Origin of the sequence: Amycolatopsis sp., assembly GCF_025464955.1 — a bacterium.
In the GTDB taxonomy this organism is placed as follows: Bacteria; Actinomycetota; Actinomycetes; order Mycobacteriales; family Pseudonocardiaceae; genus Amycolatopsis.
The window spans coordinates 63,064-73,629 of the sequence record NZ_JAODNM010000080.1 but is presented as its reverse complement, the minus strand read 5'-3'; the positions used below and the strand labels follow the sequence as shown (position 1 = coordinate 73,629).

9 protein-coding genes and 1 pseudogene are annotated in these 10,566 nt (G+C 63.5%); 6 read left to right on the top strand and 4 right to left on the bottom strand.

The window, feature by feature from the left end; genetic code table 11:
• The first annotated feature begins 755 nt into the window (after positions 1-755).
• Positions 756-1,328: a response regulator transcription factor gene (locus JWQ81_RS18160; RefSeq protein WP_297543001.1), complete on the top strand. Its 573-nt coding sequence runs from the start codon at positions 756-758 to the stop codon at positions 1,326-1,328.
• Between the two features lie 320 nt (positions 1,329-1,648).
• A complete protein-coding gene (locus tag JWQ81_RS18155) occupies positions 1,649-2,356 on the top strand; it encodes an ABC transporter substrate-binding protein (protein ID WP_297543005.1) in 708 nt (235 codons plus the stop codon).
• Between the two features lie 705 nt (positions 2,357-3,061).
• On the opposite strand, the gene JWQ81_RS18150 is transcribed toward JWQ81_RS18155, so the two are convergent.
• The gene (locus JWQ81_RS18150) at positions 3,062-3,715 is read right to left on the bottom strand and encodes a transposase (protein ID WP_297542999.1); all 654 of its coding nucleotides are present in this window, start codon (positions 3,713-3,715) and stop codon (positions 3,062-3,064) included.
• Between the two features lie 320 nt (positions 3,716-4,035).
• Between JWQ81_RS18150 and JWQ81_RS18145 the strand changes: the two genes are divergently transcribed.
• From JWQ81_RS18145 to JWQ81_RS18140, 3 genes are read left to right on the top strand one after another with little or no spacing between them, the layout of a single operon-like run.
• Positions 4,036-4,521, top strand: a complete 486-nt coding sequence (locus JWQ81_RS18145; protein ID WP_297542997.1) for a transposase family protein — start codon at positions 4,036-4,038, stop codon at positions 4,519-4,521.
• A complete protein-coding gene (locus tag JWQ81_RS44995; protein ID WP_366942308.1) occupies positions 4,522-4,851 on the top strand; it encodes a transposase in 330 nt (109 codons plus the stop codon).
• The gene (locus JWQ81_RS18140; protein ID WP_297542995.1) at positions 4,826-5,659 is read left to right on the top strand and encodes a transposase; all 834 of its coding nucleotides are present in this window, start codon (positions 4,826-4,828) and stop codon (positions 5,657-5,659) included. The genes JWQ81_RS44995 and JWQ81_RS18140 overlap by 26 nt, the downstream gene beginning before the upstream one ends.
• A 927-nt stretch (positions 5,660-6,586) precedes the next feature.
• Here JWQ81_RS18140 and JWQ81_RS18135 read toward each other — a convergent pair.
• The 3 genes from JWQ81_RS18135 to JWQ81_RS18125 are packed head-to-tail and all read right to left on the bottom strand — an operon-like array spanning position 6,587 to position 9,895.
• Positions 6,587-7,297 carry a glycoside hydrolase family 75 protein gene (locus JWQ81_RS18135; protein ID WP_366942307.1) on the bottom strand — a complete coding sequence of 237 codons (711 nt, stop codon included), beginning with the start codon at positions 7,295-7,297 and terminating at the stop codon, positions 6,587-6,589.
• Between the two features lie 4 nt (positions 7,298-7,301).
• A complete protein-coding gene (locus JWQ81_RS18130) occupies positions 7,302-8,261 on the bottom strand; it encodes a glycosyl hydrolase family 18 protein (RefSeq protein ID WP_297542993.1) in 960 nt (319 codons plus the stop codon).
• Positions 8,262-8,287: 26 nt separating this feature from the next.
• Positions 8,288-9,895 carry a coagulation factor 5/8 type domain-containing protein gene (locus JWQ81_RS18125; RefSeq protein WP_366942306.1) on the bottom strand — a complete coding sequence of 536 codons (1,608 nt, stop codon included), beginning with the start codon at positions 9,893-9,895 and terminating at the stop codon, positions 8,288-8,290.
• Between JWQ81_RS18125 and JWQ81_RS18120 the strand changes: the two are divergent.
• A pseudogene (locus JWQ81_RS18120) lies at positions 9,818-10,501 on the top strand (IS5 family transposase); the annotation flags it as partial. The gene JWQ81_RS18125 and the pseudogene JWQ81_RS18120 sit on opposite strands and share 78 nt — an antisense overlap.
• Positions 10,502-10,566 lie beyond the last annotated feature (65 nt).

The following is a 10,566-nucleotide window of genomic DNA, read 5'->3' as shown; positions in this document are numbered from 1 at the left end:
CACCTCGAGGAACAACCGGCCGTTCCGGAGAAGGTCGACAGCCTGCGGTGAGCTGAGAAACCGACGTGGTCCATCGCGCCGCCGAGCTCATGTTCGCTGGGCGGCGCGATGACCTCACCACACAGACCACAGACCAACTCTGAGTAACTGCCAAGATTTTGTCAGGCGAATTATTGTAGGGTGCGTGCGGCTCTCGCGGGACAGTGTTCGAACGCCTCGCCGAAACCGGCCATCACACGATCCTCCGCAACCGCCCGATTGCACACCCCAAACATGATGATCGAATACGAGCACACCACGCACTCACGCGGCCACAAGTCACACAACCGAGTGTCTACACAATCGGGACACTCCGATCTCCAAGGGAACAATATACCCAGGTATCCATCACTGCGCCTGATTAGCACATGGCTCAGGCGCGAAAATTTTCGAGAGAGCGATCATGACCAATCCAAGCGTGGCGAAACGCGAAATAATGTCCAGGTCGGAAATCGTCGTCGCTAGCACGAGACCCGGCCAGGTTGGCCCCTCTGTCACACGTCGGGGTCGGCGGGGTGCCGACGAGATCGAAGGATCGACAACGCCGACAGTGATTCGCAGCGTTGACATCGCGGCCGCGGGACTTCAGCGTCGGCCCGAAGAATGGATCATGGTCGATCCTAACCGTACGGCCCAGGCACATGAATGACTTCCTATCCGCGACCAAATGTGTCCGAGTCGCTGTCCAAACGACGGACCCTATAGCCGCCGCGGGATTGGCTGCCTATCTGCAGCACCATCCGGGAGTCGTCGCGCTTCCCCCGGCGCAACGCACCGACGCCGACATATTGGTCGTGGTCACCGACCTGCTGACGAACACCGTCACTGCTGAGCTACGCCGGTCGGCGGCCAAGACTGACACACCCGTGGTGCTCATCTGCGAGCAGTTCACTGACCCTGCAGTAGATCCGATGACGGCGGCCGCCTGCCGGATCGTCATCGCTCTTCCGCGACGCAAGGCAACCCGCGAACGCCTGCTCAGCAGCATAATGATAGCCGCCGAAGGCGGTGCGCTCATGTCTCCGAGACTCCTCGGAGAACTCCTGCGTCAGGTCGAAGAGCTACGTCGCAGCGACAACCCGCAGGGACTGACCGCACACATACTGACCCCTCGCGAAGTCGAAGTCCTACGCCTGACCGCCGACGGCCTTGTCATCCCAGAAATCGCCCGGCGGCTCGACTACTCCGAACGCACAATCAGGAACATCATCCAGGGCATACTACGACGACTGAAACTGCGGAACCGTACACATGCCGTCGCATACGCACTACGATCCGGCTTCATCTGACACCCGACCTCCACGACGACATCGGCCCCATCAACGGGGGCCGAGGGCTTTTTTTCGGAGGCAGCGCCTGCGATCTGCTTGAAGGCGTTCTGCAACTGATCGTTTTTGACAAGTGAGCGTTGCGGCATGGACGCTGGTCTTGTGATATATAGGGGACTTGTCTCCAGAGCTTCCGTTGATACTGCTCCGCAGCAAAAATACAGCTCTCTAAGAAGGGGTAGTAATCGATGAGTGCGAAACGTCTACTTGCCGTCGTTACCGTCGCGTGCTTGGCGGTAGTGGGTCTCGCTGGCTGCAGTGCGTCCAAGGTTTCGCCGTTGGTGGTCGCAACACTTTCCGATTCGCCCCCATCGGCCTATATTGCGCAAGGCGTATACACCGGGTTCGACAACGAACTGCTCAGGGTTGCCGCACGATACGAGAATATTGATCTCAGCTTTGTCGGGACTGATTTCGCTGGATTGCTTTCGGGGATCGCCGTGGGCAGGTTCGACATCGGCAGCGCTACGATCTCCTCTACCGAAGCTCGAAAGAAGACGGTGTCGTTCACCAACGGCTACCATGTCGGGATCACAGTCGTGGTCACAGCCAAGGGGGCCAGACTGACGACACCCAATGCACTGTCTGGAAAGCGGCTTGGCGTCGTCCAGGGAACTCTGCAAGAGGAGTATGCCCAGAAAATACCTGGCGCGAAGGTGGTCCGCTTCCCGGACTCCAATTCTGCGGCAGCCCAGCTGAAGAGTGGCGCGCTGGACGGGTGGGTCGCGACGCAGGCGGTGGGAACTAAGTACGTTAAGCAGGCTGCGCCGAGCGCGCTGGAGATTGGCTATAGCGTTGCTGCAAAGGAAGCTCCGTCCGCCTTCGCGGTGCGAATAGGTGACAAGACTTTGGTTAGCGAGTTGAATGACGGCATCTCCAGGTCGATCAATGATGGTACGGTCGTCCGTCTGTACAAACGTTTCTTCCCAGCTGAAGTGATTCCCCCGGAGCTTGAGCCGGGGGGTGGCGGGTACTCAGTTTCTCCTTGATTCGCGGACGTCGATTAGGCTGCCCCGAGGATTCCCAGACGTAAGCATTCGGAGATCGCGTGCGTGGTTTTCTAATGTTGATCTTGTATTGCGGTCATTGGGATACGGGCGTTTTTCTGGACGGCTGGGTTGCGCCCGGCGTGCCGCGACACGCCGCGCGGAGGTTCATTCGGGGCAGCCCTGCGGTGTGATGGTGTTTCCCGATGAGCCTGAGCGCGGTAGCCCAGGAACGGCCTGTGGCAGATGATGCGGCGTCCAGGCAGGCGCGAGCCGAGTGGCACGAAGCCCGACTCAGAGAAGTCGTGGCGGCCAACGTCGAGTTGAGTGCGGCGTTGGAGAAAGCCGAGGCCGACAATCGAGAGTTGCGGGTGCTGCTGGAGCAGGTGACCGGTGAACTGGCGACGGTGAAACAGATGGTGTTCGGAGACTCCTCGGAGAAAAGTTTGCGCGGTGGCATGCCAGACGCCGGGCCGGACAGCGGTTATGAGTCCCGTCACGGTGAGAAACGGCGCGGGCAGCGGGCGGGAGCGCCGGGTCCACGGCGCAGGGATTTTCTCATCTACCGACCATCGACATCATCTACGACCTCGGCGAGGACGAGCGCCGCTGCGCCGGCTGCGGCAGCGGGTTCGCCTCGTTCGGGGAGCAGGTTGTCAACGGCCAGGCTGTGGTGGTTCTGGCACAAAGTCCGTGATTTGTTGGGGGTCAGAAGCTCAGTAGTACCCGCCGCCGGAGGAGGTCGAAGTTGGCTCGGCCGTACATCTGCAGCTTGATCGATTTCAGTCGTCCGACTGCTCCCTCGACCGCGCCACTGCTCCAGATGAGGGTCAGTCCGTTGCGGACCGCGTCGTAGTCCTTGAGCAAGCCGGCGGCGAAGCCTTGCAATTGCTGGACACCACTGGCCTGCGCGCGGCCGATCCAGCCATCGAGATGCTGACCTTGGCGTTGGCGAAGCATCCCAGCGAAGTCGCTGACGAGGTCATCGACGGTGCGCAGCGTCTCGCAGCGTTCCAGGATTTCTTTCAGACAGGTCTGCTCTCGTTCGGTGCGTTTGACGGCAGGGCGGATGATCCACCCGGTGACTTGCCGGGCCTTGAACGTCGACGTCGGCGTCGTGGCCAGCGGGGTCGCTCCGGCACGCCAGGTCTGCAGGAGCCGCCGAACGTTCCGGCCGGCGCCGCGATAGCCGCGGGCCCGCAGTTCGGTGGCCAGCCGGGCGACGTTGGTACAGCCTTCCTGCCAGCGCTGGGCCAGATACTCCGTGTGGACGTCCAGTTCGCTGCCTCGCCGGTCCACCTCGGTGAGCAAGTCCTCGGCGCTCGCGGCCTGGGTGTTGCGGCGCACGGTCTTGCCGTCCAAGTTCAGCGCCTTACTGATCGCGGTGGCGCCGACACCTCGGTCGCAGAGGGCATGGACCTCGGTCCACCGCTGCCGGGTCAGTTCAGCCCTGCGTCCCTCAGCAGCAGCGGTAGCGGATGGGGCTGGCTGTGCCACAGCGTCCTGCGCAGGCCGGTCCCGCAGGCATTTACGGTGTGTCGTTTGCCGCGTGCATGGGACCGCTTGAGCGCCTGTTCTGCCACGAGCATGGGGCTCTGTCCCTCTTTGCGTGATCAAGGTCGGCGGCGGAGGTGACGGCCCGTATGTGATCATGTACCAAATGTGATGATCATGGTCTCGACGTGCTTCTTCCTCATCTGGCAGCCGTGGCGATCGAGCGGGTCGAGCAGGCGGCCGGTGCCGTGCTGGTGTGGGCACATGCGAGGGTGCGTGAGGTGGCCTGCTATACGTGCGGTCACGCGGCCAGCCGGGTGCACAGTCGCTATGACCGGCGACTGGCCGATGCCGCGATCAGCGGCCAGATGGTGGTGCTCAGGCTGCGGGTACGACGATTCTTCTGTGACACCACCGAGTGTGGGGTCCATACCTTCGCCGAGCAGCCCGTTGGCGTGGCGACACCACGTGCCCGCAGGACACCGCGCTCCCGGGAGATGCTGGAGTCGATTGGCCTGGCGTTGGCCGGGCGTGCCGGTGCGCGGTTGGCTACGGGGCTGGGGATGCCGGCCGGTCGGAACACATTGTTGCGGCTGGTGCGGGCTCTGCCCGACGCCCCCGTGGGCGAGGTCACCGTGCTGGGCGTCGACGATTTCGCGATCAAGAAAGGGTAGGTGTACGCCACGATCTTGATCAATATGGCCACGCACCGTCCCATCGACGTGCTACCAGACTGCGAGGCGGCCACCCTCGCTGAGTGGCTGAAGGGCCATCCCGAGATCGAGATAATCACCCGGGATCGGGCCGGCGCCTGCGCTTTGGCCGCCTCGAGAGGCGCGCCGCAGGCCACACAGTGCGCCGACCGATGGCATGTATGGAAGAACCTCGGCGAGGCGGTGGAAAAGACCGTGATCGCGCACCGCGGCTGTCTGCGGAAACCCTTGGTTGCCGGCGATGGCGCACCGGAGGGGTACCGACGTGGAGGTGGAGGTCACGGCCGATGAAACGGCCACCAGTGAACCACCTGGTGCCGACGCTCGGCCCGATCAGGCGGCACAGACCGAATTCGCGGTGCGCTTGAAGGAGCGGTACGCGGCGATCCGGGCTCTGCGTGCGCAAGGCAAGGGCCTGCGCACAATCGGGCATGAACTGGGGGTGGACCGCAAGACGGTGCGCAGAATCCTCAACGCTGAGAGTGTGGAGGAGCTACTGGCCATGACCACCTCCCGCGTCACGCTGCTCGATGAGTACAAATCCCATCTGTACCAGCGGTGGCACCAGGGTTGCACCGATGTCTCCCATCTATACGGTGAGATCCGTGAGCAGGGCTACCGGGGCAGTGCGCGGACCGTCTACCGCTACCTTCAGGGGTTGCGTACCGACCGGCCAACGCCGGAAACGACAAAGCCAATACCGCCACCGAAGATCCGCCACGTGGTGGGGTGGATGATGCGCGATCCGCAGAACCTGTCTGAACGGGACTGTCTGCAGCTCAAGGGGATCCTGGCTCGTTGCCCGGAACTCGAGACAACCCGACGGCACGTCGGCGCGTTCGCCACCATGATCCGCGATCTGCGTGGCGACCTGCTGCCGGTGTGGATGGACTGCGTTCGTTCTGATGATCTTCCCGCGCTGCATTCCTTCGTTACTGGCCTGCGGCACGACTTGACCGCCGTGACCGCCGGACTCACGCTGCTCTGGAGCAATGGTCCCACGGAGGGGGCTGTCAACAGAATCAAAATGCTCAAGCGGCAAACGTACGGGCTGGCCAGTTTTTCCCTGCTACGCAAGAGAATTCTACACACGACATGATGATTGCTCGCCAGCCCGAGCCTGCTTGATCACGCAAAGAGGGACAGAGCCCATACTCGTGGCAGGCGACACCATCACGGACTTTGTGCCAGAACCACTTTCTCATGGCCACGGACACAGGTCGACTGGCAGGTCGTCGTAGTGCGGCTGGCGCGCCGCCAGCCGCAGCATACCCGGCGTGTCGCTGCGCCGGGCCGAGGGTCATCACCGCACCCGGGCCGGTCAAGGCAATCGGCAAAGGCCGGTTTACCAATGGTTTCATAGCACGGCTACTGGTGGGCAAATACGTAGCCGGTAAACGACTGTCGTTTGCCGGCATGGTCTTGGCAGGTTGGTGATGGAAGGGGGTACCTTGGCGGTTCTACCGGGCAGATTGAGCCTTTCCGAGCAACCAGTTACTCGGAAAGGCTCACTGGATTCTCCAGGTCGATGCGCTGAATGAGCGATGACTGCGTCTGGTGGATCCGGCCCGGCGTCCAATCGCCGCTCACGACTACGACTAACGGACGGTTAGTCGACAACCAATACTGGCGCCGGACTGAAAGACGACCTGACGGCCAGCGAGAAAAAGCGCACACTGGATTTCCCGCCAGGGCGCACCCGAAGCCCACGAACCGGAGCGGGTCGGCACGGTAGCCGCGATCCGCTGGGGACACGCCCGTACCTCGGGCTCGACGAGAACGTGTCGCTTCGGCAGGCTGGCGACGCCATCATCGGGCGGTGGCCCACTGAACTTTCTGAAGCCGCCGAGATCCTGAGTGGATTCCCCGACGCATCTGGCCCCGGACAACCCCGCCCTCGTAGGTCGATGCTCGTCGTCGAGTGGTGGACGCCTGCGCGCGGGCTGCGAACGATCGAGCGTGAGTGACCACCATCGCGCGGTGGCCTCGTCTGGACGAGGCCGCTGCGCGTCCTGCGGGTTGACGGTCAGTTGTTGCTGATGAACTGCGTGGCGAAGGTGTGCCCTTGGGACACCGCGCTGTTGTGGTCTTCGATGGTGGACAGCTGGGAATTCTTGAACACGATGTAGGTCACCGGGCCCGCGGTGCCACCGGTCTTCGGGTCGGGGTCGATGCCCAGGGACTGTGCTGTCGCGTAGGACGCTTCCCCGATGCTGTCGCTTGGGCCCTCATCGCCGAAGACCGCGTACTCCACGTGCCCGTTGTAGATCACCGCGAGCACGTCGCCGCCGTGGATACCGGCATCTTGGTAGCTCCACACGCTGCTCGGCAGCGGGATCACCACGTACGGCAGTTGTGCCGCGTTCAGTGGTTGTCTGTCAGACTGATGGAAAGAGGTGTCATTGTAGAAACAGCAGTCGGTGTTTTCGTTGCACTGGCTGGTCCGCTGGCCGTCGCAGTCGACGGCCATGCCGGAGGTCCAGAAGTAGGCGCCGTTGGCGCCGCAGATCGCCGCCTGCCCGCCGTTCTTGTCCGAATAGGTACCGTTGGACACCTGGTTGCACTGCGCGGTCTTCGCCAGCAGTTCGGCAGCCGACGGCGACCCGTCATCGGCGAGCGGCCTGACCTGGGCAGCGTGGTGTACCAGCGTCATGGCTGACGCCGGGGCGGCAATGAACAATGCCGCGAAAACCGCCAGTGCGGCCGCAGCCAGATTCAACTTCTTTATATTCTTCATCGCGCTACCTCCGAGCTGACGAGGACGCACCGTTGCCGGTGATCTGGTTGAAGATCTGCGAGTAGGCGTAGCCCAAGGGCTGGTCGTAGTGGCTGACCTCCCAGAAGGCCAGTGATTGGACGCCGTTGGACGCGGCGAAATTCTCCAGGGTGGACGCGTCGGATTGGCTGAAGTACTCGTTGTCGTCGTTCTGCCCGGCGATCGGTGTGATGCCGATCTTTCCGTAGGCCTGCGCGCCGGAGACGCCGTAGAGCCCGGCGAGTTGGTTGCTGGTCGCCTGGGTCGCGGAAATCGCGTCGTCGAGGGCGTTCTGGCCGTCACCGAAATCCATTGTCATGATGTTGACGGCATTGACGTTCACCCCTTGCGACTGGGCGTCCTGCAGCACTCCCATTTCCTGGCCGGGCAGGCCGTCCGGCCCCACCGCGAGGGTGTAGTCCACCTGCACCGCGGGGTTCTGCTGCTGCAGCGCGGCGAGAGCCTGGTTGCGGCGCTGGTTGGCGGCGGTGTCGTCGAGGGTGCCGCCTTCGATGTCGAAGTCCAGCCGGGTGACACCGTACGTGCTGACTATGCCGGCGTACGCGGCGGTCAGGTCGGACACCGAAGTGCAGGTCTGGGCCAGTTCCCCGCCTGCGGCCCCGCCAAAGGAAATGGTCACGTCCCCTCCGGCGGACTGCAGGGCGCTGATCTGCGAGGCGTAGGCCCCGACCGGAGATCCGCCGCTTTCCCACTGCGTGGTGCAGCCATTCTGAGGGATCAGGAACGCCAGGGTGTAGAACTTCGTTCCAGTCGCCTGCAGGTCCGCAGCCATGGTGTCCACAGTGGAATCGCTGAGTTCCAGATAGGGCGCGAAGTAGTGCGCGGGGAATCCGCTGGCGGGCGCCGCGCTCGCCACCGGCGTGGTGGCGAACAAAGCGGTGCCAAGCGCAAGCGCGAGACAAGTCGCGGATCGCAAGCGATGCATAGGTTTCTCCTCAGACACGAAGGCGGTCAGGGGTAGTTGGTGAGGTCGGCGACGGCATTGCCGGAACCGGCGGAGCCGCCGGTGGAGTTGATGATGTTGGTGATCGTCCCGGTGCCACCCAGCGAGACCGTGACGAGGTCGTGGAAACCGACCCCGGGCGTGTCGGGCACTTCGAAGGCGTGGTCGGCCACCACGCTGGGATTGGTACTGAAGTAGCAGTAGCTGCCGACACCCCACGCTTGGTGGTCGGTGACGGTGTCAGCGACCTTGTAGGCGGCGTACCCGTTCGCGTCGCCCCGCCAGGTGCCTTGGTCAGGGACGTCGTATCGCATCTCGTTCTGGAAGAAGTACGTGCGTCCGCCGTTGCCGTTCCAGATCACCTGGTACTGCTGGAAATGCTCGACGAACAGTCCGTACGCGGTCACGTTGTCGCCGTTGACGACCAGCCCATTGGCAGCGGTGTTGTCGTACCAGCCGACTCCGTCACCGTGGTCAGCCCGCCAGATCCACATATCGTCGGTGATCACGTTGTTGCTGTTGATAACGAGGCTCTGGCTCGCTTTGCCGACCCCCGCGCCGCCGATGCGGAAGAACACGTCCGACAGCAGGGCCGGGTCCGCGCTGTGGTCGGAATTGGAGCCGTTCTGGCCGAATTGCATGAGAACCGGCGAGTTGGTCGGTCCGGCGTCGATGAGGAGCCCGGCGATCGTCACCCCGCTCACGTCGTCGACGGTCATCGCGGCGTTGCCGTTGACCGGTGACAAGGTGGCCAGACCGAGGCCGAGGACCATGGTGTCGGGGCGGGTCACGTGGACATCGGCACCCAGTGGATAGATGCCGGAGGTGAACAGCAGGTTCTGGCCCGCCGTGAGGGCGGCGTTGATCGTGTCGGCGCTGTCGCCCGGTTTGGCGATGTAGAACTGGCTGATCGGCAGCGATGTTCCCGGTGGGGCTCCGTTGCCCCAGCTGGTGCCGGCGGAGTTGATGCGCACCGCGGGGACGAACACCTGGTAGTTGCCCGAGTCGTCGAGGTACAGGAACGGCTTCTCACGCACGATCGGTGCCTGGTCCACGACGGTGTCGGGCGGGTTGGGGAAGCTCTGCGCCGGGGCGTTCTGGGAGCCGACGAAGGCCATGTTCCAGTTCGACCCGCTCCAGCTGCCCCAGGAGGTGTCCCGGGACAGCCACTGCTGCTGTGAGCCTGAGCGGACCTGCCCGCTCACGTTCGCGTCGGCGAGGAATCCTCCGCTGGACCAGCCGCCGTTGTCGAGTTGGAGGTCGCCGTGGATGTCCACCCGGCGCAGTGGTGACGCCTGGGACGCAGCCCAGGTGTCCGTGCCGCCTGGCGGGTTGACGGCGAGGTTTTCGGCGCCGCGCCAGAAGTTGAGGGTGGCGTTGCCGCCCTGCCAGTCGGCCTGGACGTGCACGCCGCCGTTGATGGTGACGTCGTCGGGGTTGAGCCCCAGGCCGAGTGCCTGGGTGTAGAAGCCGATGTTCACGTCGTTGCTGTAGGTGCCGGGTTTGAACAGTACCGCGTAGCGTTGCGAGCCGAATTGGTTGTGTACGTCCTGACCAGCGGGTGTGCGTGGCGTGATCTGCCGCCGTCGTTCGGGGTGCCGTTCCAGACCGCGCATCGACGCTTCGCTCAGTGGACCAGAGCTGGGGTGTTTCGCGAACTCCATCACGTTGTCCTCGACGAACTCGGCAGCCGGGGTGCGCTCGACTGGTCCCGCGCGATCATCGACGGCGCCAGTGTCCGGGCCAAAAAAGGGGGATCTCTGACCGGCCCGAGCCCGGTGGACCGGGGCAAGACCGGCTCGAAGATCCACGTCTTGTCCGAATGCGCCGGGCTGCCACTGGTCGTGAGGGTTTCCGCGGCCAACACCAACGACGCTGACGCGCTCAAGCCTCTCGTCATGGCCCTGCCCGCGGTCAAGTCCCGCCGTGGCCCGCGTCGGCGCACGCCGGGCAAGCTGCACGCCGACAAAGCCTACTACCACGCAGCACTCCGCAGATGGGTCCGCGACCGGGGCATGAGCGTCCGCATTACTCACAAAGGTGTCGAGAGCAATCAGAGGCTGGGCAGGCACCGCTGGGTCATTGAGCGAACAATGGCCTGGTTGACCGGGTACCGCCGCTTGACCTTGCGTTATGAACGCCATGCCCGCCATTTCCTCGGCTTCCTCACACTCGGAGCAGCCATCACCTGCTACAAGAAACTCGCCAAACTCACCACGTAAGACAACCTCTTAGCCGTACCGAGACCGGCGGTTCTCGACGAAAGTGCAGACAAAGCGACTGCAGC